Source organism: Virgibacillus siamensis (genome assembly GCF_900162695.1).
GTDB lineage: Bacteria > Bacillota > Bacilli > Bacillales > Amphibacillaceae > Lentibacillus > Lentibacillus siamensis_A.
In genome coordinates, this window is sequence record NZ_FUIH01000007.1 from 1,478,433 (window position 1) to 1,505,211 (window position 26,779).

Below are 26,779 nucleotides of genomic sequence, written 5' to 3' on the forward strand. Positions count from 1 at the left end.
TGACACATAAGAGAAATACGGGGGCATCATAAATGGAATTTCTGGTAATAGCTTTAGTAATTGTGTTTGGCTTTCTGATGTTCAGATATTTCAGCCAGCGAAACGTTTTAAAAACACTGACAGAGGACCAGTTTCGTGAAGGATATCGTAAAGCCCAATTAATAGACGTCCGCGAACCGCAGGAATTTAAAAAAGGCCATATCCTTGGGGCACGGAACATTCCGCTTACACAAATGCGGCAGCGACTTGTGGAACTGCGGAAAGATAAGCCGGTTTACCTTTATTGTCAAAGCGGGTCCAGATCAGCGCGTGCTGCACAGTTGCTGCATAAAAAAGGGTATGAAGATCTAAATCAGCTAAAAGGCGGATTCAAAAAATGGACAGGAAAGATTAAATAAATCAATATTTAATCTTTCTTAACTGTAAAAAATGGACGGGAAAACTCCCGCCCATTTTTTTAATTTTCTTTTTGATAGCGCAAGACTGGTTTTCTTGCAGCTGTCGTTTCGTCCAACCGCTTCAAAATTGTGTTGTGTGGTGCCTCTTGAACAAGCTCAGGATCATTTTTAACTTCCTCTGAAATGGAGAGCATCGTATCAATGAAACCGTCCAATGTTTCTTTTGATTCCGTTTCGGTCGGTTCAACCATCATTGCCTCCTCCACATTCAGTGGGAAATAAATAGTTGGTGGATGATAGCCATAGTCAAGCAGACGTTTTGCTACATCCAATGTACGTACACCCAATTTTTTCTGCTTTTTACCGGACAATACAAATTCATGTTTGCAATGCTGTGAATATGGAAGTACATATTCCTCCTCGAGTTTACGCATCATATAATTTGCATTCAGCACGGCATATTCACTGACTTTTTTCAGTCCCTCCGCACCCATTGTCCGGATGTAAGTGTATGCCCGTAGATTAATGCCAAAGTTTCCGTAATATGGTTTGACTCGTCCGATTGACTGTGGACGATCATAATCAAAGAAATATTCATTATCCCGTTTTACCAGCAATGGTTTTGGCAAAAAGGCTTCCAGTTCAGCTGAAACACCAACAGGTCCTGAACCGGGACCGCCACCGCCATGCGGACCGGTAAATGTCTTATGCAGATTTAAATGCACAACATCAAATCCCATATCTCCCGGGCGGGTATATCCCATAATCGCATTCAGGTTTGCACCATCATAATACAATTTACCGCCTGCACCGTGAATAATTTCGGCCATTTCCAGAATTTCAGTCTCAAACAACCCCAAGGTATTTGGGTTTGTCAGCATAAGTGCTGCCGTTTCCTCATTAACAACACGTTTCAGGTCTTCCAGATCAACCAGGCCGTTTTCATTCGTTTTTACCGTAACAGCGTCAAAACCTGCAACTGTTGCGGATGCAGGGTTCGTTCCGTGGGCGGAATCCGGGACAATTACTTTTGATCGGTTGAAATCTCCATTTGCCTCATGAAAGGCCCGAATCATCATTAACCCTGTCCACTCACCTTGCGCCCCAGCTGAAGGCTGAAGCGATACTTCATGCATCCCTGTAATTTCCACCAGAGACTGCTGCAGATCATACATCATTTCCATTGCACCCTGGACGCTTTTAACACTTTGCAGGGGATGGATATGACTGAATCCGGGGAGTCTCGCAACATCTTCATTAATTTTTGGATTGTACTTCATTGTACACGATCCCAGCGGATAAAAGCCTGAATCAACACCATAGTTCCGATTGGATAAAGCTGTATAATGGCGCATAATTTCCAGTTCACTTATTTCCGGCAATTCCGGCGCTTCTTGTCGTACATATGTGTCTTCAAATTCACTGCCTAAATCAATTTCAGGTACATCCAGCTCGGGAAAACTGTAACTCGTCCTCCCTTCTTTGCTGCGTTCAAAAATCAATGGAAAGTCTGTATTAGCCATGGATATCCCCCAATTCCTTTACAAAAGTATCAATTTCTTCTTTTGTCCGAATTTCTGTTACAGCAATTAACATGTGCCCTTCTAATTCCGGGTAATCTCTTCCAAGATCATATCCGCCAATTATTCCCTTGGCCAGCAGTTGTTCATTGACAGTTTCAGGATCTGCTGTAAACTTTACAACCAATTCATTAAAAAATGCACCATCAAATACTGCAGGGAAACCATTCTCTTCCAATTTCTGTTTGGCATAACGTGCTTTTTGCATATTCAGAACTGCCATCTTCTTTAATCCGTGCTTACCTATTGAACTCATTGCAACAGAACTTGCCAGTGCATTCAGGGCCTGGTTTGAACAGATATTGGATGTTGCCTTATCACGTCTAATGTGTTGTTCTCGCGCCTGCAGCGTCAAAACAAATCCGCGGATACCATCTTCATCCTTCGTTTGTCCGACCAGTCGACCAGGAACTTTACGTTTCAATTTATCAGTTGTTGCAAAATAACCGCAATGCGGACCGCCAAACTGCGCAGGAATACCGAACACTTGCGTATCACCTACGACAATGTCTGCCCCAAAATCGCCGGGCGGTGTCATGTATCCCAGTGCAAGCGGGTTACTGGATACAATAAACATTGTCTTTTTCTGCTGTCTGATCAGTTCATTTATTTCTTTCAATGGTTCAACCTGACCGAAGAAATTCGGATATTGCATTACGACACTAGCCGTGTTTTCGTCCAGTTCATTCTTCAATTGGTCTAAATCAGTCTTTCCATTTTGCAAGCCGATTTCGACAATTTCAAGATTTGGAGCTTTTGCATACGTATCAATTACTGCGCGCGACTCGGGATGAATTGCCTTCGATACAAGAATTTTTTTTCGTTTTGTCTGGCCGGCACTTAATGTTACCGCTTCTGCCAAGGCAGTTCCGCCATCGTACATGGAGGAGTTTGCTACCTCCATTCCAGTCAATTCGCAAATCATCGTCTGGAATTCGAAAATTGCTTGCAACTCACCTTGTGATATTTCAGGCTGGTATGGTGTATATGCAGTATAAAATTCAGATCTGGAAATGACGTGATCCACAACTGATGGAATAAAGTGGTCATATACCCCAGCCCCCAAAAACGACGTGTACTCCGTAAGGTTGGCATTTTTATTAGCCAGTGCTGACAATTCTTTTTTCAATTGTTGCTCATTCGCGGGTTTTTTCAGGTTAAGTTCCCCTTTAAACCGGATTTTTTCCGGTATATCGGAAAACAAAGCCTCTGTACTTTCAACACCTATTGTATCAAGCATTTGTTGCTTATCATCTGCAGTCATCGGCAAATAACGAAATTCCATGTCATTCCCTCCCTATTTATCTCGCTTATAAAATGGTGTTTTAACTACTATTGCCTTCAATTTCCTTTTCCGCACCTGAATAACTAATTCCGTACCTGGTTCGGTAAATTCTGTTTTAATTAAAGCCAGACCCACATTCTTTTGTAATGTTGGTGATTGTGTGCCTGTTGTAACAAAACCAATTCCAGTACCATCTTTGTATACCTCGTAACCTGTCCGCGGAATTCCTTTATCCACCATTTCAATTCCAACCAGTTTACGGTCTGTACCATTTTCGATTTGTTCCGAAAGTTTTTCTTTTCCAATAAAATCGGATTCCTTTTTAACCTTTACAGCAAATTTCATTCCTGCTTCGACAGGTGTAATATCTTTAGAAAGCTCTTGTCCATACAATGGAAGGTTAGCTTCAAAACGCAATGTATCTCGTGCACCAAGCCCAATTGGTTCGATGCCGAGGTCCTCACCAGCATCCAATATTTTGTTCCACAAAACCCTTCCGGAATCGGCATTCATATAAATCTCAAAACCATCTTCTCCGGTATAGCCGGTACGTGAAACGATCGCTCCGTTATCTACTCCGGAAAAGGTTACCGGGTTTTCAAAACGGAAAAACTTTATGCTGCTTAAATCTGTCTGCGTTAATTTTTGCAAAATTGTTTCCGCTTTAGGTCCTTGCAATGCCAATTGAACATATTCTGATGATTCATTTGTGATCTCTGCACCGGTGTCATTTTGGTCCAGTAACCACTGAAAATCCTTGTCCGTATTAGCTGCATTCACAACAAGCAAATACAAATCCTGCTCAAGCATATAAACAATCAAATCATCTACCGTTCCACCGTCCTCATAACACATGAACGTATACTGAGCGCGTTTAGGTGTCAGTTTAGAAATATCATTGGTCATGACTTTTTGCAGGAATGGTAAACTTTTTGACCCTTTCACAACGATTTCTCCCATATGTGACACGTCGAATAACCCTGCTTTTGTTCTGGTAACCTCGTGCTCGTGTTTAATGCCTTTGAATTGAACGGGCAGATTCCAACCGCCGAAGTCGACTGTCTTGCCTCCCAGTTTTTCATATTCCGGGAATAATGGTGTTCGCTTTAAATCACTCATTCCATCCACTCCTTTTTGTGCATTAAAATAGAGATTTCACTGATACAGAATCAGGAAATCTCTGTCCTTTCACCAGAAAGTTGCACACAATTGAAACGTCTTCATCGTTAAAAAGTGCTTGCTTCGTTGGTGGTTTACGAATAGTAAACACTCTCCAGAGGTGCGTCCTACAAGAGTCTTTTTTGCCTGAGAGATTCACATTCCGTTTGCTCCTTCGGCGTTACTAAAAGTAAGCTCTCCCCTTGTAATCATTCGCATAATGAAAATGGCATATTTGGTTATAATATGTATCATACAAATGGAAATTTCTATTTTATGTTGCATTCATTATATCATATGAATCTTCATAGAAGTAGACAATTTATGAATTCATTTTTAAAGGGGGAGTCGGTTATGGAACCGATTCGGATTGAAAAAGATTCTGCTTTCATTGATAATTTCCAGACATCGTTGGATGAAGGTGCCAAGATGTCCTCATGGAGCCTTTTTCAAATGGCCTATGAAGCGGAACTGACATCCATGGCACCATCATTTAATGGATTACGCACACTTGAGTTTCTGCCGCATGTAAACTTTCTTGAGCATCAGATCAGTTGTGCCGCACAAGTTATTGAAGAAATGAACGGGCGGGCAATCCTAGCGGATGAGGTCGGACTTGGTAAAACTATTGAAGCAGGATTGATTTTAAAAGAATACATGTTGCGCGGTCTAGTTAAAAAGGCGCTGATCCTTGTTCCGGCTTCTCTTGTTAACCAATGGGCAAAGGAATTAAATGAAAAATTTTATATACCGGCGATTACCCATCGTAAAAACTATCCATGGGATCAGAATCCAGTTATCATTTCTTCCATTGACCGGGCAAAACGTTCACCACATCGCGAAAAAATTCTTGATGTCGATTACGATTTTATCCTGATTGATGAGGCACATAAACTGAAAAACCATAAAACACAAAACTTCAAATTTGTTCGTTCATTGAAAAAAACATATTGCCTCCTGTTAACAGCTACTCCAATTCAGAACAGGCTGGTGGAAATCTTTAACCTCGTTTCTATTCTGAAACCTGGTCATCTTGGTGACTATGAATCATTTTTGGAGCAATATGGTACAAATCGGAACAAATTGAAGCAGGATGGTTATTTGAAACAATTAATCCAAAAAGTAATGATTCGAAATACACGACAAAACACAAAATTTGATGACATCAAACGCAACATCGAAACAATTTGGGTGGATGCGAACGAACAGGAAAAAGATGTGTATCATTTACTCGAAAATATGACGAATGGTTTCTCCCCATTTTCCAGAATAACGTTGCTCCGGGAAATATGCTCATCCCGTGAAGCATGTTATTTATCATTAAAAAAAATGGTTAAAAATGATGGAAATGAAGAATTGATCAGCCCTGTTATTGAAAAAATATCACAGCTGAAGAATCATTCAAAAGCAGAAAAGGTGCTGGATATTATCAAACGGATGAATGGTGAAAAATTTATTATTTTTACCGAATACCGGGCAACCCAATTATATTTGCAATGGTATCTCAAACAACACGATATTACTTCTGTTCCGTTCAGGGGCGGATTTAAGAAAAGTAAAAAGGACTGGATGAAACAATTATTTGAGAATCATGCCCAAGTTCTTATTGCAACTGAGGCTGGCGGTGAGGGAATTAACCTGCAGTTTTGCAACAACTTGATTAACTATGATCTGCCGTGGAATCCGATGCGCCTTGAACAGAGAATTGGACGTATACACCGGTATGGTCAGGAAAATAATGTTCACATCTTTAATTTTGCGATTAGGGATACGGTTGAAGAGCATATTATGACCTTGCTCTATGAAAAAATTAATTTGTTTGAAAAAATCATTGGTAATCTTGACAGCATATTGGCGGAACTGAACATCACCGACATTGAATCAGAAATTCAAACGATTTTTTCCGAATCAGCATCTGCGGGGGAAGCAAGAATTAAAATGAACAATCTTTCTTCTGTCATTAATGATGCCGGGAATTATATGGAGGAACAGCAATATGGCAATTAACAACCTGAATGAATTTTTATATGATTATTTTGCTGCTCACCATTGCAACATCTTATCGAACCAAAGCGGAATACTGCATGTGAAGCTCACCGAAGAAATGGATCGTGCTTTAATGAACCGTCCATTTTATTGGCATTACATTAAAAAAATCGGGCAGCCGGGAGAACCAATGGAACTTACACTGATCACGGAACCTTCCAAAAATGATGTTAAAGGAGAATGGATCCATTTTGGAAGTCCCAGGCTGCAACAAATAACCAATCATTTAAAAAATAACGAAAAACATACAAAACTGTTTCAAAAAATGGAAACGGGACAAAAGACAGCACTTTTTCCATGGCTAGTTATGAATATAAAAATCAGCTACTGCGGTAAGCAAAAGAAAGACGAAATGATTTCAATCGGGCTTCAGCTGATTAATGGGTCCATGCGTCTTGAAATGATGGAAATGCTGAAAGAAATAGAACTCCAAACAACGATTTCTGATTTTTGTTATACAATTTCCCCAATTATAATGCCGAAAAGCGGCTATCGTCGTATGGAAAATGTTATTGAAGGGTATATCAAGGAGCAGGAACACGACTGGGCTGATGCATCATTAAAAACAATGCAGGAGGAGATAGATCTTGTGAAGCACTTTTATCGAAGCGATGATGGTGATCGGGAACAGGAGATGCAAAAAGAAATTGACGAGATAAGAAAACGATATGATCCTTATATCACATTTGAACCAATAAATGGTGGTTTATTTTATCTTGCTCAGTAAGAAACAGGCTGCATCATATGCAAGCCTGTTTCAGCTGCTGTCCTTCTTTAGTGTGGATTTTAACGCAAACGGCAACATTCCGAGCCATTTGCTTGAATATACTGCAGGTTCGGACTTTCGCTGAGACCTGCGTGTTTTTCGCTCTTCAGGTGTTGAGTCAATGAATGACGTAAATTCCTGTGTCATAAATTTTATATACTCGTTCCCTTTCATAATGCCACCTCTTTGGAATAAATCTTCAGTAATAGTATCAGCTTTTTATTCAACATTTATTCCTTTGTTCCAATTCAGTTCTTCCTTTATTTCCTCCGCGATCATAATTGGTTCTTTATCATCCGTCGTAATTGTAATACCGGCGCAATCCCGATAAATTTCAATTCTTTTCTGGAACAGATTCTTTTTTTCCTGAATGTCACGATTCCATAATGGTCTTCCAGTGTCATTATGTAACCTTGCCTGTATCTGTTCAAATGAAGTATGTAAATAAACAATAACCCCATTGTCTTTCATAAAGGATATATTTTCGTCCCTTTCAACAATACCACCGCCTGTTGAAATAACGGCTGCACCGTTGGGAACCTCCTTCAGTACAGATGTTTCGTAACTGCGAAATGTATTTTCGCCATATGTTGAGAAAATTTTTGGAATGGGTCCGTATTTTTCTTCAATCAATGCATCTGTATCAACATAACCACTACCCATTAAATTACTCAAGATTTTGCCAACAGTACTTTTGCCACTGCCCATAAATCCAATTAAATAAATGGTCATTTCATAATCCCCTTCACCTAGAATCTGTTTATTAAAAAGAACTTTATCCCTAATTTAATCTTTTACCGAATCCTTCACAATAGCGACTCGTCAATATAAGTCAATGATCACGTAGTACAAGTTTACATCAGGAACGGACATTGGTGAAGACAATTTGCAAAATGCGTGCTGAAGAATTTCCAATTCTCCAAACACGCATTTGCATCATTCATCAGCAAAACAAGAAGCCATCCATGATGGCCATCAGTAAAAAATGGAATGGACTAACTGTTTATACAATTGGTTCAAACGTTTTACAATCGGTTTCCTCTGTTGTTCTTGCTTTCGCTTGATTATGGGTAACTACATATATCCGATCAGCATTACAAACGTTGCCATCTCCCCAATATTTACAGTTTTTGACTTCACAAAGTACATCCTTTGCCATTTAAACACCTCCTTCATCCATATTATTGACAAACAAAAGACATATATAAAAACGATTGCGAATTTCCTAATATTATCATTTAGCCCAAAAAAAATCCTAATAGGGGTGGAGTTGCTTATTCCCTATTAGGAATTAATTACTAACTTGTTCCTTAGAATTGAGGGACCGCAAACCCCCTCTTTTTTATTGTCCTGAAAGTCAATAAAATGATCTTTATGCAATGTTTGATGATAAGCGTTTCATATGTCGGTCACGTCCATGTGTATTATTTGCAACTATATCAAGAATTTTCCAGCTTCCTGAAAAGCTCCTCTTCACATCTAACATCCTGCCCATACAAAATGGATGGATCGTTCTTAAACAGCTGTCTGTCGCTAATTGATTTCGATTGCCGAAGTCTCGTTGTTCCAATCCGACGCCAAATTGGCAGTAATACCATACCAATCGGAGTGTCTAAAAAAGACACCCTTACCATATCCTTGATGGGAAGTATGCTCCCACAGCGTAGTCGCATAACTTGAATATGGTGACGCCGTACTTACAGAAGAGATTCTGTCATTCCAGCTCGAAGGCAAGTTTGTAAACCCATCTCTCCAATAAACATACTGTCCGCCTTTATTTTTATATTCATAAAAATCGGTACAACAAGGACCGCTTGCCATGATATCAGCATTGTACTGTAGTCCTTTACTTTGAAGTCTTTGTTTATCTTTTTTCATAAAGGCCTGCATGGATTCCCTGCTCGTAAATCCATATGCCAGCCATTCGCCATTTTTATTCTGTTGAGGCAAAACCATGGTTATTTTTGTTTCTTTATCGGTTTTATTAAGTTTAGATTGGGAATCCACAACTTTCCCATCCACAGTTAAATAGTGGAACGATTCAATCGTATAAACTTTTTCACCACTCGCTGCAAATACACTTCCTGTAGATACTGCTGCAAGTCCTATCATAGCAACAAAGGCAAACATTATGGAAAGACAAAGTTTTACTCGCAAATTCTTCACTCCCGTATTAAATTTTGGTTCTTTGTTAGGACCGATTTAATCAGCCTCTTCATAAATCCTTGTCGGTTCCGGCATGGAACAATGGCCAAATCCCTATTTTTACTTGCTTCAAGCTCCGCTTCCCTCCTTAGCCAATTTCGGTCTAGAGAAAAATGACACAATCTCAACTTATTCGTAATCGTGGAAAATATTACATTTCTTTTTTGTTACAAATATCATTTTTTACATGTTTGATATCGATGTTCCAACAAGCAATAGGGCAGCGCAGGATAAAAAATAATATTTTGTTATTTCCCCATAAAGAATAGATATTATAATCGCAGGTAGTAATCTTCCCTACAAGCAGATAATCCCCTTACCCAAAAATTTTTGAAAAAAAAGAAGGATTTTTTCACTTTATGTCGAATATAGTCTCTTAAGGAGGTGAGATATGATTGAGCATTTCGTTTTCACTTTCGGATAAACTTCTGCAATCCGCGATTAAACTCCAGGCTTCCGATATTCACTTCTACCCGTTCCCTGACAAGACTGACATTTACTTCCGCATCCTCGGCAAACGAATCCTGCACAAAACAATTTCAATCCATCAATATCAGTCATTGCTCACATATTATAAATTTACATCAGGAATGGACATAGGTGAAGTCCGGAAACCTCAAGACGGAACACTTATCCATGATACCTTAAACCAGCATTTTTCACTGCGCCTTTCCACACTTCCGGTTAACCATACGGAGAGCCTGGCAATTCGAATTCTGCCTCAGGAAGAAAACCTTACACTGGATCAGTTATTTCTGTTCCCTGCCCAATTAGCCAAACTGAAAAACTGGATCAGTAACCGTGCCGGAATTATTTTATTTACCGGCCCAACAGGAAGTGGCAAGACCACAACGCTATATGCGCTTTTGCAAAATATCCTTACTGAAAAATCATACCAGACAATTACACTGGAAGATCCAATTGAAAAGGATATCCATGATATTTTGCAGGTACAAGTAAATGAAAAGGCTGGAATAACGTATCAAACCGGACTGAAGGCGGCATTGCGGCACGACCCGGATATTATAATGGTTGGGGAAATAAGGGATCGCTATACCGCTGAATTTGCCTTTGATGCCTCCCTTACCGGACACTTGGTATTAAGTACATTGCATGCCAAAAGTGCTGCAGGAACCGTTCACCGTCTTCTGGAAATGGGATTAAAACTATCCGATTTGAAACAGTCACTCGTTGCGGTGGCATCACTTCAGCTTCTGCCGGTCATCATAAACAGCACCGTTACAAGAAGGGCAGCTATTATGGAACTGCTGGATGGCATTCGACTGGAAAAACAGCTAACAGGAAAGGAGCATACGATGAACAATTTCCACACATTTGATCATTTACGAAAGAAGGCTTTTGCGTATGGGTATATCGATGAGGAAATTTTTCTGGCTGGGAAAGAATAGAAATAAGGCAATATCCAAGGATCTTCAGATGCGGTTTCTAAAACAGATGTCCAGACTTCTGAAAAATGGTTATCCATTACTCGAAGCGCTGGAAATCATTAAATGGGATAAACAATTAAAGCCTTCTGCTGCATCCGTTATCACATTACTAAAAGATGGCAGCAGTTTTGATGAAGCCCTCGAGAAAGCGAACTGTTTCTCCCCTTCCGTTACATCCTATTTATATTTTGTCAGGGCCAATGGGGATATTCAGCAAAGTATCGATAAGTGTGTTTCAATGTTTGAACAGCGAATGCGCTACTCCAAAAAGTTTCAGGAAACGATTCGTTACCCGATCATCCTATTTTTTGTATTCGCATTGCTGATTTATTTTGTAAAACAATCCGTACTTCCATCTTTTATCGACATTTTTCAAAACAACGCCGGCACTGCTTCTACCGCGTTCATATCCGTTATAGTTATCGACTTTATTACTAAATTCATGATGGTGTCAGTACTTTTGCTTATCGCAGGATTTGTTTTTGCGATGCTTGTTAAACGAAAAATAGGAATCGAAAAACAGATTATCCTGTTCCGCTCCATTCCCATTTATCGAAAGTATAAAAAGCTGCACACTTCCTTCCTGTTTGCGACACATTTCAGCTCCTTACTGAAAACCGGAATGCCAATTAAAGAAATTCTGTCTGTCATGGAAAGGCAAAACAAACTGCCTATTCTTGCACATTTTTCCAAATTGATGACCGACGAATTGAACAAAGGCGTCTATATAACAAATTTACTGGAAAACTTACCGCTCATCGACAAACAAATCGCCGTAATTTTTCAGAAGAACGCTGATGTGCATGCATTAGAAAAAGACCTGGATATGTACGCCTCCGTACTAACGGAAGAATTAAACCGGAAAATCATGAAAATATTGACATATTTGCAGCCAGCTTTTTTTCTGACACTGGCCGGCTTTATTGTCCTGATTTATGTCACACTAATGTGGCCGATGTTCCAGCTTATCCAAACAATATAGGAGATGATGTTATGTTTAAAAAATTATTTAAAAATCAACACGGTTTCACTTTGATAGAAATGTTAATCGTCCTAATGATTATTTCCGTACTGATTATTTTGATTGTACCTAATCTTGGAGAAAAAAGTGAACATGTTAATGAAAAAGGATGCGAAGCACTTGTTGAACTCGTTCAAGCACAGGTTGATGCCTATTATATTGAAAATGGATCATACCCAAGCAGTCTAACAGAATTAGTCAGTAACGGATTTATTGAAGAAAATCAGCAAACATGTACAAATGGCACCGCCTTGATTCTGAGTGCAGATGGAAGTGAAGTAAGTATTCCGACTCCCTCTGAATAATGTCCGGGAAAAATGGCTTTACCTTGCTTGAGGTATTGTTCGTTTTGGCTATTTTGTCCGTTCTTCTTCTCTTAAGCGGACCTATTCACGTCTCCACCCTTGAAAAGCAAGCTGAAAAACAATTTCTAAATACACTTGAAATGGATATTTTCTATTTACAAAACCTTTCATATGGATCAAGGGGGGCGTACAGAATTGAATTCGCTGACAGCAAAGGCTACACAATCAAAGATGTTAAAAATGTCATCGTCCGCCGGGAGGTTCCAGAAGGATGGCAAATTGATCATACTACATTTCCCATAATCTCCTTTAACCATGATGGGTTAATTAACCAACCGGGATCCCTGTTTATTCATGCGAAGCGAAACACGTACAAACTTATTTGTCCGTTTGGTAAAGGCAGGTGTTACGTTGCAAAACAGTAAAGGTTTCTCCCTCATCGAAACATTAGTTGCCTTATCAATTTTGCTTGCAGTCATCACTGCCATTATTCCAATCAAAACTCGAATTATGATGGAGCGGGATGTGCTGGATCAAAAACGTGCTGTGTTAAATACTTTACACGAAGAGTTGCAGGATTATTTATGGAGCGGTGCTTCCATGCAGAATCAATCCTATACAATAAATGTTGATGGATCACCAGTTAGGATTCATTTTACGACAGAAAATTCATATCTGAAGGGGTGTGCGGAATGGAAGAATGTTAAAAACAAACAGGACGAATCATGTTTATACGGCTATCCAACTGAATGAGAAAGGCTTTACTTTTCTGTCGGTGTTGTTGGCGATTACAGTTGTCTTTCTGACATTGCCGCTCATTGCCTTAATCACGAAGTCCATTGATTATTCCAGTAACTATGATGCCATGTCAGTCCAGCAGTTTTTCTATTTTCTGCGTGATGATGTGATTGCCTCAACAATGGTTGAGTCGGAACAGTCGGATAAATTAATTCTGCATTATTATGATGACACAATTGTGACATTTGAAAAGTATGATGACCTTATTCGAAGACAGGTTAACGGACAAGGGCATGAAATATATTTGCGGGAAGTGCAGGATGTTCAATTCACCGCTTCCCCCAATACAATCCATGTGTTTATCACAATGAAGCAGGGTGACCAATATGAAAAATCCATTCATGTATATCAATGATCAGCGCGGCTTCATTTTGCCCTATGTTTTGTTTATCACTGCACTCCTTATCATTACCATCACTGCCAGCATCAGACTGTACCATAATGAACTGATCATAACGGAAAGCCAGGCCGAACAGGTAAAGGTTGAAACTTTATTTCAAATGGCACATAGTCAATTTACCGATAACCTGCCAAACAAAAACAATCCAGCTGATAATCCGGTTATGTATCATTTTCCTTATGGCAATGTAAAGATTGAGTACATCAGGATGGACACTGAAACTTACCATCTTTATGTTACGATTACAACAAACAAGCAAACAATTGTATCATTAACGCATCGTTTTACTGTGGATGAATAATATATAAAGTCCGTAGTAAACTAGTAGTAGGTTGACAAAGCTGTATTTGTTTTAAAAGTTTTATTTACAATATTCATCAGGTCGTTTATAATAGCAATGATAAGGTTACCAAAAGGAGGAGGAAAACATGGATCGGATGTTTCGTGTCCTTGCTTTTTGGACAAGTATTTTTACAGTAATGTTTTATATTGGCGATATGACGAATACTGCATTACTTTTTCTCGTCCAAACAGCATTTTTCCTTGCAGTAGGCTACCTGAAATTATCTGAACGTATGTATATGTATCTTTTCGGAGCTTATTGTACATTATTTTTAATTGGTTTTACTTGGTATTCAGAATTCATATTAGTGCCAGGTTTCGGGCATTAATCACAAAACCCTGCTTACATACTCACTGCAGGGTTTTTTCATTATTCACATCCTGCTTATTGTTGACATGTGATTGCGATGCAAGTATAGTTGAAACGTAGCTTAACTTTTATCCCTAACAACATAGGATAGAGCACATCCCCCAAAACACCCTTCTTTTTATAAAGAAGGGTGTTTTATTAATTGGAGGGGAAAAATGGATTCTGCCGCTTTTCCTGCCCAATAGTTGTTTCAGGACCGTGGCCCGGATATATTTTAAATGTCTCCGGTAAGCTATACAGGGAATGTTTAATACTTTGCTCCAACTGTTTAATATCACCGCCTGGCAAGTCTGTCCTCCCTATTCCACCGTAAAATAAAACATCACCGCTTACAGCAAATTTTTGATCTTGAAAAACAAATGAGACACTGCCTGGTGAATGACCTGGCGTGTGGATTACTTCAAATGAAAAATTGTTAAATTGTAACGGACCATGTTCGAAATGTTTTTCGGCCTTACTTGTAACTATTTCCCCGCCCATAAACAATGTTGAACCATTCAGATGAGGATTATCCAACCAGTCCGCTTCCATCTGATGCACATAAACGTTCACGTTATAATGATTCCTTAATTCTTCCACACCGCCAATGTGGTCAAAGTGTGCATGAGTCAAAAGAATCGCAAGAGGTTTAACTTTCGTTTCCGTTAAAAAATGTATGACTTGTTCTGCGTCACCACCAGGATCAATCACCAATGCTTCTGTATCATTATAGATGATATAACAGTTTGTACCCAATGGTCCGAGTGATAATGATTTAATATGCAATGCCATTCCCCCATTAAAAATTGTTTTGGACTCGACAAAAACGTATTTATACTATAAACTAATATTTAGCAATGCTTAGTTACATAATAATACATATGAGCTGATTCGAATAGTGACAAACATCGAAATACACAAGGAGGATTTATAATGGTTTTGGGAATAATTCTATTGGTCGTTGCTTTATTATCAGTTGTTTCCGTCGTACGTCAATTAAAATTCAAAAATCTTTTTGCCCTTGGATTTTCAGCAGTATCGGCACTTGTTTTTGGTTTTTTCTCCATCATGACCATTATTCATGAATTTGGAAAAATGTCCTAATCATAAAAACTAACTGTTATGACAGTTAGTTTTTTTATATGTAGAGCAAAAAGAAAAGCTAATTCACATTTGAATGAATCAGCTTTTCTTTTTTACATCATTTAATTTTCGTATTGGAGCTGTTTTTGCCAGTTGAAAAATTAACAAACCGGAACAAGTCACCGTAAATTAAGTCATCGGAGTATCCCAGTTCTTTCTCAACCTTCTGCGTAATTGGTTCACATGGATTTTCCGATTTATTCGCATCATCCTGATTCTCTTTCTGCTTCACCGGTTCTCCGCTTTTACGTAAGTAGCATATACCATCTGTAGATACATATTGATCACTTACAAAATCCCCATTTCGAAATGCAATATAGTCTTTGCGGTCATCCACAAACAAATCATTTCCAAAATAAATATCATTTTTTGTGCTAACGCCAAGCATATGCAATAATGTCGGTTTCAAGTCAATTTGACCGGAAACTTCAGACATTACCTTGCCTTTATCATATCCAGGGATGTGAATAAACAAAGGTACTCGCTGCAACTGCACATGATCATACGGACTTATTTGATCTTTTCCTAAATATTTTGCCATTGCTTTATTATGATTCTCGCTGATTCCGTAGTGGTCACCCATTATCACAATGATGGAATCCTTGTACAATCCCGATTCTTTAAGCTGATTAAAGAACTGCCTTAATGCTTCATCCGTATACCGGACCGTCTGAAAGTAATTATTAAGTGTTTTGGAATTGGAATCAAATTCCCCAATAGATGCTTTATCTTTATTAAGCTCAAAAGGAAAATGGTTCGTCAGTGTAATAAATTTTGTATAAAACGGTTGCTTTTGCGACCTCAGGTATTTCATGGACTGTTCAAAGAATGCTTTATCTTCTAATCCCCAGCCGATTGAGTTCTGATCAGTCACTTCGAATGCCTTCTCACCATAAAAATGATCGTATCCAAGACTGTCATACATTTGATCACGATTCCAGAAGCTTTTGTTATTCGAGTGAAAAACCGAGGTATAGTAACCTTTTTGGTTTAACATTTCCGGAAGGGCGTGATATTCATTTTGACCATGTGTAAAGAAAACAGCCCCTCTTGATAATGGATATAGTGAGTTCTCAAGAAGGAATTCTGAATCGGAAGTTTTCCCCTGTTGTGTCTGATGATAGAAATTTTTGAAATAAAACGTACTGTCGTCTTTCGTCAAACTGTTTAGGAAAGGTGTAATAACCTGTCCTTTCATTTTATTATTGATAACAAAGCTTTGCATCGATTCTGCAGATATGAAAATCAGATTCTTCCCCTTTGCAATCCCATGCAATGGAGAACTTTCATCACTTTGCACGTGCTCATTAACGTACTCCTTAATTTCCGGCAGTTCATTCCCATCAGCAAAAACTTTCTGTGATTTCACTTTGGAATGCAAAGCCAGATCATAAATATGATAATTGAAAATCCCAATATTTTTAACGAGATATTCCCTGTCAAATGCCCGGGTGAATAATTGCGGCCGCTCCATCTCAGCCAAGAAAAAGTTTCCAGCCAAAAGCATTAATGACATAGCCAATGCAAAGACCCTGCCGCTTTTCGGGTAGCTGACCGATAAGACATCGGACTTTTTCCTGCTTAAATACCAGATTATTGCCACATCAGCAAACAAAAGTACATCGTATACTTCCAAAAGTGAAAAAATACTGGAACCAAGATCCCCCATGTTACTCGCCTGGAACAATTGCGGTATCGTAATAAAATCCGTAAATGATCGATAAAATACCAGATTAAAGTATAAAATTACCGATCCAATTAAAGCAGTATACCGCAAAAACTTCATTTGACTGGTTGGTTTCTTAAGCCATACACTGATCGCAAAAATCAGGAAAGCTGAAACAAATGGGTTAATTGCCAGTATGAGCTCCTGCATTGCATTTTCCAGTTCAATATGAAATAAAAAGCGGTATATGATATACGTTTTTAAGCCAAACAATATTGTCGCGATAATAAATAAAGGTATCTTGGGAAACTTACCATTCATCTTTGTTCCTCCTACAATTAAACATACCAATACCCAATTCCGGTTCCGTATTCAATTAATGAATACCCGCACCATTTTTTTCTAAACTTCTACCCTATCTTATTATTAGACGTTTCAGTATATGAAAAGTTTCATAGATTGCTAATAAAATATAAAAAATAGGTTGTAATCCTGCAAAATCAACGTCTAAAATGTCACTTTTTCCAGGTTCTGTTTGACTAGAAATGCGGCACCTATGATTCCTGCATCATTTCCAAGCTGTGCTATTTTCATTTCACAGACTTCTCCGGCCTTTGCTAATGTGTTCCGCCTAAAAGCATCGTCTATCTGTTTCACAAAGCTGTTGCCTGCTTGCGAAACCCCTCCTCCAATCAGTATCCGGGAAGGGTTAATAATTACTGCAAGATTTGCAAGTGCAAGTCCAAGCACTTCCGCAGCATGCTGAATAATTTCACGGCAAATAGTGTCTCCCTTTTCAGCGAGTTCAAAAATATCCTTTGCAGTCAGATTGTTTTGTCTGGCATAGACCTCTGCCAATGGACTTGCAGGGTATTCATGAATCTTTTCTGTTGCCTGACGAATCATTCCGGTTGCAGAGGAAATTGTTTCCAGGCACCCTTGACGGCCGCAATTACACGGAGAACCATGCGGATCCATTGTTATGTGTCCGATTTCTCCCGCAGTTCCGCTTTCGCCATTTAAAATGGAGCCATTTGCAATGATTCCCCCCCCAATTCCGGTTCCAACCGTTATGGCAACAAGATTTTTCACCTGTCCGCCTGCACCTTTCCAGTTTTCACCCAGCACAGCAGCATTTGCATCATTTTCAACAAAAACAGGCAAACCAGTCTTTTCCTTCATTATTTTAGCCAGTTCAACCTGCTTCCAGCCAATATTCACTGCCTCATAGACATCACCTGTTTTCTGATCAATAAATCCGGGCACCCCAATCCCGACTCCTGCAACATCATGAAGGGAAACCCTTCCTTCAATGGATTTCCAAATATCGGATAAAATGGATTCACCTTCATTATCCGTATTCGTAGGTATCTCCCACTTATCCAGAATATTACCGTTTTCATTAATTATGCCAAATTTTACAGTCGTTCCACCCACATCAATTCCGATAAAAGTATTATTCATTCGTTTGTGACCTCCCGTTTTCACGTAAACGCGCTGCTTCTTTTTTTAACACATATACAGCAGTCTGATAATCTGCCGTTTCAATACACCCAGTTTGGTAGAGTTCCCGAACTTCATCCTCCATCATTTCCAGTTCGGCAATTCTGTTTCCTATATATATAATTGTTCCAAATCGTTTTAACAATTGCTGTACATCATATACTGTCTTCATGTAATCACCAGACCTTATTATACCAAATCTGATGCAAATTAGGAATTGCAATCATCAATCGTACATAAACGTCATGCTCCCTACATATATTTACCTGAAGAAGCGCAAAGAGGATGATGAACATGAAAAAGTGGACAGGCGGATTACTTGCTGTTCTCCTGGCAGCTGGTGCTGCATTATTTCTTTTCACCTATACTACTGGAGATACACCAGCAATTACGTATTTCCCAATGGATCAGAAAACTAAATTTGTGCATGCATCAACGCGTCTTAAATTGATTGAGGAAATGGACAAGGATTCCTATAGAATATCATGGGAAAGCGAGTCCAAAAGTGACCAAAAACTTTATTTAAGGCAAGATGCAGCAATGTTATTTGACAACGGCAGATTAATCGGGATTCAAAGCAAATGGAAGGAAAATACTGCCATTATTAAAATGAAGCAGAAACTTACCGGTGATGACAGCAGTCACTTTCAAACAATTACCTACCATCATGGCGAAGTACATTATCCGGATGATCAAATTAAAAGCATTCACAAAATGTCCTATGATCAGCTGTATGTCATCGATTCCCCAAACACGCCGCTGGATTCATTCAAAATTCCGGAAAATGAGGACGAAGATGAGTGGGTGCGATTGTTGGAGCATACAACACATCAGCAGTTAGTGTATAACTGGAAAAACTTAATGCATCATTTTAAAATCAATTCCAGCAAATATAAACCGGTCCCGCTCACAAAATTGTATATGTATAATGATCAGCCATTGCCGTCATTTACCCAGGAAGAAACGAATCAAATTATTGGACAGCTTTGGGAGGGATTGTATAAAAATTATATTTTGAATGCCAAGGTGGATCAACAAATAAAAAGTTATGTTCCTCTTATTTTATTTGATAAACAGCATAAACACCTGCTTGTGCTTTATACACTGAACGGTCAAAAAGAAAAACTGATTCAGAAGTATCCTGATTTTACTAAATAAGAACCCCCTTTTGTTGGGGTTCTTATTAGTCCGCCTGTTTTCCGGTGATCTCCTCGTACAATTCCTTCACGTTAAGCTTAACTGCATCCCGGTTATCCTGTTTCAGTTCATATGCTTTCGTAATGTGTTTTTTTGCTTTTGATACGTTGTTATGGTTGTAATAAATAATCGCCAAATTATAATGTGCACTGATAAATTCGTCGTTTATACGGATTGCCTTCTGTAAATCTTTCTTTGCACGGGTTATTTTATTCAATTTAATATATGCATAGGAACGCTGAAACAACAATTGATCCTTGATATCACTTTCAAATTCAAGTCCGTTTGTCGCAGCCTCAACTGCTTCCTCATATTGTTGATTCCCTGAAAGATATTCAGCATCCATAAGCTGATAAAGCGGGTCATTCAGATTGTGCCGAATCCCAAAAACGATTAAAAATAAAAGAATCACCGCATAAAAGATACCGGCAGAAAACTGTACCCGTAATTTTCTTTTGCCTGGAAGGTGAATTGCAGCTGAAGCAACAAACCCTGTAAGTAAACCTCCCAAATGAGCTCCCATATCCACTGACTGCACGGTAAAGCCAAAGACAATATTGATGCCGATGATAATCAATAAATTTTTTCCCATTGTCTGATTAAAAATACGTTTATGAATAAGGCCAAAGAACAATAGTGCACCAAACAGCCCGAACAATGCACCGGATGCTCCCGCAGATACATTCGTGGTAAAGGCAAAACTTGTCAATCCGCCGCCGACTCCGGACAAGAAGTAGATTAGTATAAAACGCCACGAACCGTAAATACGTTCAACAGCAACACCGAGAAAATAAACTGCCAGCATGTTCATAAACAGATGAACCGGGCCAATATGCAGGAACATTGATGTCAGGATGCGCCACCATTCATTTCCTTCAATGACTGCCGGATTGTATTTGGCTCCAAATTCAATTAGTGTTCCCGTATTTGTACTGCCGCCTTTTAATTCCAGCATTATAAAAATCAGTGTATTGATTACAATCAAAAAATATGTAAAAAATGGTTTCCCTCGTGAGAAGACCTCTTTTTCCTCGTTTTTTCGTTGATGATAGCGATCATGCATGAATGATTTATAATAATTGACCTGTTCTTCAATATCCAAATCTTCGTTGTCAGCAATAGGACCTGAACTGTCAATTGCTTCCCTGAACCGCTTCTTTTCCACGCCGCTTACTTCATCAGTTAAATAGTATACATTCATATGTAAAGGATTTTTTTCATTTAGTTGCATCGGTTTTTTTAATATTTCCCAGTCATCCACCGGCGAATCCGAAGCTATATAAACATTATGTATAATTATTTGTTTTCCACGTAAAAATCGTTTCATTGCCTTTGTTTTTTGAAACACTGCGGCTATGTCACGTTTTAAGTGATTTTTCCACTGAAAATTGCGATGAATAAGGCGTACTACATCTGATTTCTTCTTTTCATATTTTTCAAGCCAGATTTCTTCATCGCCTTCGTTAATATGTATAATTTCAAAATTGTCATTTTTCACAAGGGAAAATGCCAATTTATACATCGTATATTGTTCGTAAAGGTACATTCCATTTCCTCCCTTCCCCTTATCATACCAAAAGTAAAGGTTTTTTTCTTTAGAAACAAATAAAGAAGCTGCTAAAATGCAGCTTCAGAATGATGATACTATTCGGACGAACGACCTAACAGATTCGGTACCACTTTATTTCGGAATTCCGGCATATTCATCGTGATCATAATTGCCAATTTCCTTAAAAAACTAATTGCCAGCAATGTGTTTATAATTCTGTAACGCCACTTAACAAGCACGGTAATTGCTGTTATTGCGAAGGCGAATATTATAAATACCCTCATTTAAACACCCTTTTCTTTATTTGTTGGTGTTTTTAGTTATTTTCCACTATACGGTTTTTATACATCATGATCCGATGTACCGATCATATATGGTTCTTGCCTTCACACTGTCTTCAGTTCCCTGAACAAGAACTCGTCCATCAGGAAATATGACGAGTTTCAAACCGTTTCGGAAATCTGCCTTCAATAAAAATGGAGTCCTTTTTGCCTCTGAAACACCGGATAAACGTTGTTCCCATAATTCCAAATCCATCTCCTTATTTTGATGAATCTGTACTGTATTCCTGCCGCATAACGTTGTTTCCATGTTCTTTGCCGATTTTGTCAATGCAGGAAAATCCTTTTTCACACAAGTCGGACAAGCTGGATTCGGATCGGTAAATTTAATATCATACGTTTGGTTGAACCAAATATCCATTGTCTTTAATGAATTCCGTAAGTGCTCCTCATTACCTGTCATATATTTCATTGCTTCCGTCACCTGCAGTGATGAAATTATATCAACTACAGGGCCAATTACTCCAACTGTATCGCATGTTTGTCCATTTCCCGCACTTTCCTGCACCATACAGCGAAGACACAGTGTTTTACCAGGTATAAAAAATGCTGTCATTCCTCTTGAACTGACAACACCACCGTACGAAAATGGAACCTTTAATTTGAAACATGCATCATTCAGCAAAAATCTTGTTGCAAAATTATCGGTCCCATCCATAACAATGTCAATGTCCTTCATGAGCTCCTCTACGTTTTCATTCGTCACATTGCCTACAATAGCTTCCATTTCAACCTCGGAATTCATTTTCTTCAATTTTTGTGTTGCGGCAATTGCTTTCGGCAATGCCTTTCTTACATCATCTTCATCAAACAGCATTTGGCGCTGCAAGTTGCTGAGTTCAACATAATCACGATCAATCAGTCGAATTTTTCCTATTCCTGCCCTGACAAGATGATTGCAAATAACAGTGCCCAAAGCACCCGCACCAACAACAAGCACTGAACTGTCTGTCAATTTTTGCTGACCCTGTTCGTTAATCGGAGCAAACAACATCTGTCTGGAATAGCGCATCGCATCCATTTCCAGTCCCCCTTAACCGATCTTTCCTTTATCGGTAATAATGGTTTCAACCGGGATATCAAATGATTCTGCGGGTACTTCCTGAACCACTTGAAAATTCGAGGCAAGGGAGACTGTCCGATTCGGATAATCGGCAAGGAACCGATCGTAGTATCCTCCTCCGAATCCGATACGATACCCATTTTGATCAAACAAAAGGCCCGGGACAACCAGTAAATCAATATCCTCTTTCTTCACTTTTTCACTTTCTTCAGGGTTTGGTTCCAGCAAATTATAGTAAACAACTTCCAACTGGTTATATGTATGTAATTGATAAAAATCAAGTTTCCGCGATTTCGGCAGGCATTTCGGAACACAAACGTCTTTTTGTTCATTCCACGCTGTTTCAATTATTGGCCTTGTTGCCCATTCAAATCCATTCGAAATCGTGATACCTATTGTTTTTGCCTGTTTCCAGCCTTTAAATTGCAATAAATGGTAAAGTAGTTTCTCCTCAATTATCTTTCTTTCTGACTCACTCGTATTTTTCAGACGCATAATTGCATTTTTTCGCATTTCCGTTTTATCCAATATACTCACCTCTCCCCTCATTAATAGCACAAGTCAGGTAAAAACAAAACTCCCGCCACTTTTCAGGGCAGGAGTTCCATTCATATAACCATTATTTGGTTTCACGGTGCAATGTGTGTTTTTTAAGACGTGGACAATATTTCATAAGCTCAATGCGTTCAGGATTTGTACGCTTATTTTTAGTAGTGATGTAATTGCGATCGCCTGTTTCAGTACATGCTAATGTGATGTTTACGCGCATAATAATTTCCCTCCAAACTATAAAGTCCTGCATTTCAATAACTGCAATTCTTTTCAGACTTAATTATAATAGCAGAAGTTCATCATTTATTCAAGAACATGAATGTTAAATTTTGATGATTTCCCTTTTTTAAATTGTATGTTATAACTATTAAAGAGAAAGAATTGGAGGGGAATACAATGATTTATGCAATAGCTGCCATCATTACAATTGCTGTTGTACTGCTTATCATATCACTATTTGTAGGTGACAGATTTGAAGAAATGGAAAGCCAGATGGAACAACTTTCCATCACCACCATGCAGGACACACAACAATTGAAAAAGAAGGTAAAAGTTCTGGAAGAGGAATTGCTGGCGGATGACTTTTCGAACAACAGTGTACATAAGAGATAAAAAAATAGCTGGAGGTTAGGGCATACGATGAAACAAACAATCCGTTCATTTGCTTTGGGTCTGCTGGTGGCAGGAATTGTTATACTTGCAACCTTTTATTTTTCCGAAGATACAAGACAAGCCTCACAAAAATTATCAACGGACGAAATGATTGCTAGCATCGAAGAAGAAGGCTACCACGTCCTCGACGAATCCGAGTATATTTCATTTTCCGTAAAATCGGACAACAGTAGAAGCGAAGAAGAGAAAAGTAATGAAGATACGAAAAAAAGCAGCGAGAAGTCTTCCAAAGAAAATGAACAAAACGAACAGAAAAATAAGGATAATGACAATACCAGTGACAAGGAAAATTCCAAAAACGATAAGAACAAATCATCCAATGATAACGATTCAAAGGATAAAAAGAACGATTCCGATAAAGAAAAACCCGCTGCGTACACGTTAAAGGTAAAATCCGGGATGCCGCCATCCGTCATTAGTGATAAACTTGCCAAACACAATATTATTAAAGATGCAGACAAATTCGTACAATACATGGAAAACTATGATTATATATCAAAAGTACAACTTGGAACATTTAAATTCACCAGTGACATGAGCAACTATGAAATAGCAGAAGAATTGACAAACTAAAAGAAGAGCGGAAGCAAATAGTGCTTCCGCTCTTCTTTTCAGTTTAATTTATATGATTCCCCTTTTACCAGAAAAAGAATACTTTCCCCTAAATTTGTAATATGATCACCGATTCGTTCGATATACCGGGCAACAAATGCCTGTTGCAAAATAGACAGTGTTTTCCCTTCATCTTCAGCGGTGATAGCCAACAGCTCCCGTATAACGTTTTCATACTGATTATCCAGTCGATCATCCATACCGGATAATTTGCCGGCAATTGACACATCTTCCTGCTGAAATGCATTCATTGCTGTATGGATCATTTCAATTGCCAAATCCCGCATTTCCTTGAATGCAGGGTGAATTGAAAACTGATAACTTTCCCCCAGTTGAATAGCGGACTCAGCAATATTTTTCGCGTGATCAGCCATACGCTCCAAATCCGTTGTTATTCTAAGGGAGATTATTAATTGACGCAGATCCGTGGCGACAGGCTGCTGTTTTGTGATAGTCAGGATTGTATTGTTATTGATATCAATTTCCTGTTTATCAATCCAGCGATCACCTTCCAAAACCTTGTTTGCTAATTTCAAATCCTGATTGTACAATGCATCAACTGCTTCGAGAAAAGCAATTTCCACTTTTCCCGCCATTTCTGAAATCTCATCTTTTATACGATTTAATTCAGTTTCAAACTGTCCCCTTGCAATCATTTACATCCCCCTTATCCAAAACGTCCAGTAATATAATCTTCTGTTCGCTGATCTGCTGGGTTTGAAAAAAGCTTATCTGTATCGTTATATTCAATTACTTCACCGTTCAGAAAAAACGCTGTCTTATCAGAAATCCTTGCTGCCTGCTGCATATTATGCGTAACAATTACAATACTGTATTCTTGCTTCAGTGTTTGGACAAGTTCTTCCACCTTTGATGTTGAAACCGGATCAAGAGCGGATGTGGGTTCATCCATCAAAATGACATCCGGTTCAATTGCCAGACATCTGGCAATACATAACCGTTGCTGCTGTCCACCGGATAAACCAAAAGCATTCTCATGCAGCCGGTCTTTCACTTCATCCCAAAGTGCAGCACCTTTAAGACTTTTTTCAACGATTTCATCAAGTATTTTTTTCTTTTTGATTCCATGAATTTTCAAACCAAATACGACATTTTCATAGATTGATTTTGGGAATGGATTAGGTTTCTGGAAAACCATACCGACATTAGTACGTAAATTCTCCACATTGTACTTTCGAGCGAAAATATCTTTATCTTTATATATAATACGCCCACCCATTTTCACAGATGGCACCAATTCTACCATTCGATTGAGGGCTTTAATGAATGTGGACTTACCACATCCTGAAGGCCCTATTATTGCCGTGATTTTAGTAGCCGGGATATCCAGATCTATATTAAACAAGGCTTGCTTTTCACCGTACCAAAGGTTAAAATCCGAAATTGTATAAATGGATTCTGCCTGTTCTACGACTTTAATTGATTCTCTTATTCCAGTTTGTTTCTTTTCGATTGCTGCTGTCTGCATACATAATCCCCCTTAAAATCGTTTGGAAAATTTATTCCTTATAAATACTGCGATGGAATTCATAACCAGGAGCATGAACAAGAGCACAATAATTCCGGCAGAGGCTACCAGATGAAATTCCTCTTGCGGCCTTCCCGTCCAGTTAAAGATTTGAATAGGAAGAACAGTAAATCCGGACCAGATATTTTCAGGCAAATAAGCAATAAATGATAATGCACCAATCATTAACAAAGGTGCTGTTTCACCAATTGCACGGGACAGTGCCAATATTCCCCCTGTAAGTATCCCTGGAATTGCCGCTGGAAGTACAATACGCCGAATGGTTTGCCATTTTGTAGCACCCATTGCATAGGATGCCTCCTTCTGTTCAGGAGGTATGGCACGAATAGCTTCCTGGGCAGCCACTACGATAATTGGAAGAATCAAAAGACTCATCGTTAGACCGCCGGCCAAAACACTTCTGCCCATTTCCAATAGCCTTACAAATACAGTTAAACCAAGCAGACCAAAAACAATGGATGGTACTCCTGCGAGATTGGAGATATTCACTTGAATAAATCCGGTGAATTTATTTTTCTTTGCATACTCCTCCAAATATATGGCAGTTCCAACCCCAAGTACCAATGATACAGGTGCTGTAACGGCCATTAACCAGAGTGATCCGGCAATCGCAGCCTTGATACCTGCTTCTTCAGGAAATCTGGATGCAAAACTGGTTATATATGACCAGTCAAGGTACCCGATCCCCTGCGTTAAAATACGATATAACAGTACCGCCAACACAGTTATTCCAAAAACAGCCGCCAGAAAAAATAAACCCTTTAAGATTTGATTGGCTGCCAGCCTCCTTGGAATTCCGTTATGGATAGACTTTTTATCAACCAGATTCAT

The 26,779-nt window shown here is 38.8% G+C and carries 34 protein-coding genes and 2 riboswitches; of the genes, 15 read left to right on the forward strand and 19 right to left on the reverse strand.

Translation table 11 applies throughout. From position 1 onward, the window contains the following. Positions 1 to 32 precede the first annotated feature (32 nt). Complete coding sequence (locus B1K71_RS11205) at positions 33 to 398, forward strand: rhodanese-like domain-containing protein (RefSeq protein WP_077326932.1); 366 nt, start codon at positions 33 to 35, stop codon at positions 396 to 398. A 59-nt stretch (positions 399 to 457) separates the two neighbouring features. Here the strand turns inward: B1K71_RS11205 and gcvPB are convergent, their stop codons facing one another. From gcvPB to gcvT, 3 genes are read right to left on the reverse strand one after another with little or no spacing between them, the layout of a single operon-like run. Next, positions 458 to 1,921 carry an aminomethyl-transferring glycine dehydrogenase subunit GcvPB gene (gcvPB, locus tag B1K71_RS11210; RefSeq protein ID WP_077326934.1) on the reverse strand — a complete coding sequence of 488 codons (1,464 nt, stop codon included), beginning with the start codon at positions 1,919 to 1,921 and terminating at the stop codon, positions 458 to 460. Next, complete coding sequence (gcvPA, locus tag B1K71_RS11215) at positions 1,914 to 3,263, reverse strand: aminomethyl-transferring glycine dehydrogenase subunit GcvPA (protein ID WP_077326936.1); 1,350 nt, start codon at positions 3,261 to 3,263, stop codon at positions 1,914 to 1,916. Before gcvPA ends, gcvPB begins: the two co-directional genes overlap by 8 nt. A 12-nt stretch (positions 3,264 to 3,275) precedes the next feature. Next, positions 3,276 to 4,382 carry a glycine cleavage system aminomethyltransferase GcvT gene (gene gcvT, locus B1K71_RS11220; protein ID WP_077326938.1) on the reverse strand — a complete coding sequence of 369 codons (1,107 nt, stop codon included), beginning with the start codon at positions 4,380 to 4,382 and terminating at the stop codon, positions 3,276 to 3,278. Between the two features lie 59 nt (positions 4,383 to 4,441). Then, positions 4,442 to 4,542, reverse strand: a riboswitch (glycine riboswitch). Between the two features lie 3 nt (positions 4,543 to 4,545). Beyond that, positions 4,546 to 4,634: riboswitch (glycine riboswitch) on the reverse strand. Between the two features lie 141 nt (positions 4,635 to 4,775). On the opposite strand from gcvT, the gene B1K71_RS11225 reads away from it, so the two are divergent. Together B1K71_RS11225 and B1K71_RS11230 are read left to right on the forward strand one after the other, a co-directional pair. Then, positions 4,776 to 6,428: a DEAD/DEAH box helicase gene (locus B1K71_RS11225; RefSeq protein ID WP_077326940.1), complete on the forward strand. Its 1,653-nt coding sequence runs from the start codon at positions 4,776 to 4,778 to the stop codon at positions 6,426 to 6,428. Beyond that, the gene (locus B1K71_RS11230) at positions 6,418 to 7,194 is read left to right on the forward strand and encodes a YqhG family protein (RefSeq protein ID WP_077326942.1); all 777 of its coding nucleotides are present in this window, start codon (positions 6,418 to 6,420) and stop codon (positions 7,192 to 7,194) included. The genes B1K71_RS11225 and B1K71_RS11230 overlap by 11 nt, the downstream gene beginning before the upstream one ends. Positions 7,195 to 7,224: 30 nt before the next feature. Here the strand turns inward: B1K71_RS11230 and B1K71_RS11235 are convergent, their stop codons facing one another. From B1K71_RS11235 to B1K71_RS11250, 4 genes are all read right to left on the reverse strand, one after another. Next, positions 7,225 to 7,407, reverse strand: coding sequence for a YqzE family protein (locus B1K71_RS11235; protein ID WP_077326944.1), 183 nt, complete (start codon positions 7,405 to 7,407; stop codon positions 7,225 to 7,227). A gap of 45 nt (positions 7,408 to 7,452) precedes the next feature. Continuing rightward, positions 7,453 to 7,965, reverse strand: a complete 513-nt coding sequence (locus B1K71_RS11240; RefSeq protein WP_077326946.1) for a shikimate kinase — start codon at positions 7,963 to 7,965, stop codon at positions 7,453 to 7,455. A 271-nt stretch (positions 7,966 to 8,236) separates the two neighbouring features. Continuing rightward, the gene (locus tag B1K71_RS11245) at positions 8,237 to 8,392 is read right to left on the reverse strand and encodes a DUF1540 domain-containing protein (RefSeq protein ID WP_077326948.1); all 156 of its coding nucleotides are present in this window, start codon (positions 8,390 to 8,392) and stop codon (positions 8,237 to 8,239) included. Positions 8,393 to 8,766: 374 nt separating this feature from the next. Next, positions 8,767 to 9,363 (reverse strand): hypothetical protein, encoded by a 597-nt coding sequence (locus B1K71_RS11250; RefSeq protein ID WP_077330200.1) that lies wholly within the window; start codon positions 9,361 to 9,363, stop codon positions 8,767 to 8,769. A gap of 470 nt (positions 9,364 to 9,833) precedes the next feature. Here B1K71_RS11250 and comGA point away from each other — a divergent pair, with 470 nt between their 5' ends. The 8 genes from comGA (at position 9,834) to B1K71_RS11290 (ending at position 14,081) form a co-directional block, all read left to right on the forward strand. Continuing rightward, positions 9,834 to 10,847 (forward strand): competence type IV pilus ATPase ComGA, encoded by a 1,014-nt coding sequence (gene comGA, locus B1K71_RS11255; RefSeq protein ID WP_077326950.1) that lies wholly within the window; start codon positions 9,834 to 9,836, stop codon positions 10,845 to 10,847. After that, on the forward strand, positions 10,804 to 11,868 hold the full coding sequence (locus B1K71_RS11260) for a type II secretion system F family protein (protein ID WP_077326952.1): 1,065 nt from the start codon (positions 10,804 to 10,806) through the stop codon (positions 11,866 to 11,868). The genes comGA and B1K71_RS11260 overlap by 44 nt, the downstream gene beginning before the upstream one ends. An 11-nt stretch (positions 11,869 to 11,879) precedes the next feature. Beyond that, on the forward strand, positions 11,880 to 12,212 hold the full coding sequence (comGC, locus tag B1K71_RS11265; RefSeq protein WP_077326955.1) for a competence type IV pilus major pilin ComGC: 333 nt from the start codon (positions 11,880 to 11,882) through the stop codon (positions 12,210 to 12,212). Continuing rightward, complete coding sequence (comGD, locus tag B1K71_RS11270; protein ID WP_077326957.1) at positions 12,212 to 12,637, forward strand: competence type IV pilus minor pilin ComGD; 426 nt, start codon at positions 12,212 to 12,214, stop codon at positions 12,635 to 12,637. The genes comGC and comGD overlap by 1 nt, the downstream gene beginning before the upstream one ends. Next, positions 12,624 to 12,965, forward strand: a complete 342-nt coding sequence (comGE, locus tag B1K71_RS11275; protein WP_175631899.1) for a competence type IV pilus minor pilin ComGE — start codon at positions 12,624 to 12,626, stop codon at positions 12,963 to 12,965. The genes comGD and comGE overlap by 14 nt, the downstream gene beginning before the upstream one ends. Then, positions 12,913 to 13,365, forward strand: coding sequence for a competence type IV pilus minor pilin ComGF (comGF, locus tag B1K71_RS11280; RefSeq protein ID WP_077326961.1), 453 nt, complete (start codon positions 12,913 to 12,915; stop codon positions 13,363 to 13,365). Before comGE ends, comGF begins: the two co-directional genes overlap by 53 nt. After that, positions 13,337 to 13,711 carry a hypothetical protein gene (locus B1K71_RS11285; protein WP_077326963.1) on the forward strand — a complete coding sequence of 125 codons (375 nt, stop codon included), beginning with the start codon at positions 13,337 to 13,339 and terminating at the stop codon, positions 13,709 to 13,711. Before comGF ends, B1K71_RS11285 begins: the two co-directional genes overlap by 29 nt. Before the next feature lie 127 nt (positions 13,712 to 13,838). Further along, positions 13,839 to 14,081, forward strand: coding sequence for a DUF2626 domain-containing protein (locus B1K71_RS11290; protein WP_077326965.1), 243 nt, complete (start codon positions 13,839 to 13,841; stop codon positions 14,079 to 14,081). Between the two features lie 179 nt (positions 14,082 to 14,260). Here B1K71_RS11290 and B1K71_RS11295 read toward each other — a convergent pair whose 3' ends face one another. Beyond that, positions 14,261 to 14,887, reverse strand: a complete 627-nt coding sequence (locus B1K71_RS11295) for an MBL fold metallo-hydrolase (RefSeq protein WP_077326967.1) — start codon at positions 14,885 to 14,887, stop codon at positions 14,261 to 14,263. 147 nt (positions 14,888 to 15,034) lie between these two features. On the opposite strand from B1K71_RS11295, the gene B1K71_RS11300 reads away from it, so the two are divergent. Next, positions 15,035 to 15,205 (forward strand): DUF2759 family protein, encoded by a 171-nt coding sequence (locus tag B1K71_RS11300; RefSeq protein WP_077326969.1) that lies wholly within the window; start codon positions 15,035 to 15,037, stop codon positions 15,203 to 15,205. A gap of 97 nt (positions 15,206 to 15,302) precedes the next feature. Here the strand turns inward: B1K71_RS11300 and B1K71_RS11305 are convergent, their stop codons facing one another. The 3 genes from B1K71_RS11305 to B1K71_RS11315 all read right to left on the reverse strand — a co-directional run bounded on the left by B1K71_RS11305 (position 15,303) and on the right by B1K71_RS11315 (position 18,585). Then, positions 15,303 to 17,231, reverse strand: coding sequence for an LTA synthase family protein (locus B1K71_RS11305; protein ID WP_077326971.1), 1,929 nt, complete (start codon positions 17,229 to 17,231; stop codon positions 15,303 to 15,305). A 186-nt stretch (positions 17,232 to 17,417) separates the two neighbouring features. Beyond that, positions 17,418 to 18,374, reverse strand: coding sequence for an ROK family glucokinase (locus B1K71_RS11310; RefSeq protein WP_077326973.1), 957 nt, complete (start codon positions 18,372 to 18,374; stop codon positions 17,418 to 17,420). Continuing rightward, a complete protein-coding gene (locus tag B1K71_RS11315; RefSeq protein WP_077326975.1) occupies positions 18,367 to 18,585 on the reverse strand; it encodes a YqgQ family protein in 219 nt (72 codons plus the stop codon). Before B1K71_RS11315 ends, B1K71_RS11310 begins: the two co-directional genes overlap by 8 nt. A gap of 122 nt (positions 18,586 to 18,707) precedes the next feature. Between B1K71_RS11315 and B1K71_RS11320 the strand changes: the two genes are divergently transcribed. Then, positions 18,708 to 19,571 (forward strand): hypothetical protein, encoded by an 864-nt coding sequence (locus tag B1K71_RS11320; RefSeq protein WP_077326977.1) that lies wholly within the window; start codon positions 18,708 to 18,710, stop codon positions 19,569 to 19,571. Positions 19,572 to 19,596: 25 nt separating this feature from the next. Here B1K71_RS11320 and B1K71_RS11325 read toward each other — a convergent pair whose 3' ends face one another. The 5 genes from B1K71_RS11325 to rpmG all read right to left on the reverse strand — a co-directional run bounded on the left by B1K71_RS11325 (position 19,597) and on the right by rpmG (position 23,332). Continuing rightward, a complete protein-coding gene (locus B1K71_RS11325) occupies positions 19,597 to 21,156 on the reverse strand; it encodes a rhomboid family protein (RefSeq protein WP_077326979.1) in 1,560 nt (519 codons plus the stop codon). 98 nt (positions 21,157 to 21,254) lie between these two features. Further along, the gene (locus tag B1K71_RS11330) at positions 21,255 to 21,443 is read right to left on the reverse strand and encodes a hypothetical protein (RefSeq protein ID WP_077326981.1); all 189 of its coding nucleotides are present in this window, start codon (positions 21,441 to 21,443) and stop codon (positions 21,255 to 21,257) included. 64 nt (positions 21,444 to 21,507) lie between these two features. Beyond that, entirely contained in the window at positions 21,508 to 22,521 is a 1,014-nt protein-coding gene (locus B1K71_RS11335; RefSeq protein ID WP_077326983.1) for a ThiF family adenylyltransferase, read from the reverse strand. A 12-nt stretch (positions 22,522 to 22,533) separates the two neighbouring features. After that, positions 22,534 to 23,100: a 5-formyltetrahydrofolate cyclo-ligase gene (locus B1K71_RS11340; RefSeq protein ID WP_342742131.1), complete on the reverse strand. Its 567-nt coding sequence runs from the start codon at positions 23,098 to 23,100 to the stop codon at positions 22,534 to 22,536. A gap of 82 nt (positions 23,101 to 23,182) precedes the next feature. Continuing rightward, the gene (gene rpmG / locus B1K71_RS11345) at positions 23,183 to 23,332 is read right to left on the reverse strand and encodes a 50S ribosomal protein L33 (protein WP_026681152.1); all 150 of its coding nucleotides are present in this window, start codon (positions 23,330 to 23,332) and stop codon (positions 23,183 to 23,185) included. 179 nt (positions 23,333 to 23,511) lie between these two features. Here rpmG and B1K71_RS11350 point away from each other — a divergent pair, with 179 nt between their 5' ends. Both B1K71_RS11350 and B1K71_RS11355 read left to right on the forward strand, forming a co-directional pair. Then, positions 23,512 to 23,727, forward strand: a complete 216-nt coding sequence (locus tag B1K71_RS11350; RefSeq protein ID WP_077326987.1) for a hypothetical protein — start codon at positions 23,512 to 23,514, stop codon at positions 23,725 to 23,727. Positions 23,728 to 23,754: 27 nt separating this feature from the next. After that, positions 23,755 to 24,360: a hypothetical protein gene (locus B1K71_RS11355; protein WP_077326989.1), complete on the forward strand. Its 606-nt coding sequence runs from the start codon at positions 23,755 to 23,757 to the stop codon at positions 24,358 to 24,360. A 38-nt stretch (positions 24,361 to 24,398) separates the two neighbouring features. Here the strand turns inward: B1K71_RS11355 and phoU are convergent, their stop codons facing one another. From phoU to pstA, 3 genes are read right to left on the reverse strand one after another with little or no spacing between them, the layout of a single operon-like run. Beyond that, on the reverse strand, positions 24,399 to 25,055 hold the full coding sequence (phoU, locus tag B1K71_RS11360; protein ID WP_077326991.1) for a phosphate signaling complex protein PhoU: 657 nt from the start codon (positions 25,053 to 25,055) through the stop codon (positions 24,399 to 24,401). A gap of 11 nt (positions 25,056 to 25,066) precedes the next feature. Beyond that, positions 25,067 to 25,888, reverse strand: coding sequence for a phosphate ABC transporter ATP-binding protein PstB (gene pstB / locus B1K71_RS11365; protein ID WP_077326993.1), 822 nt, complete (start codon positions 25,886 to 25,888; stop codon positions 25,067 to 25,069). 12 nt (positions 25,889 to 25,900) lie between these two features. Beyond that, positions 25,901 to 26,779, reverse strand: a complete 879-nt coding sequence (pstA, locus tag B1K71_RS11370) for a phosphate ABC transporter permease PstA (RefSeq protein ID WP_077326995.1) — start codon at positions 26,777 to 26,779, stop codon at positions 25,901 to 25,903.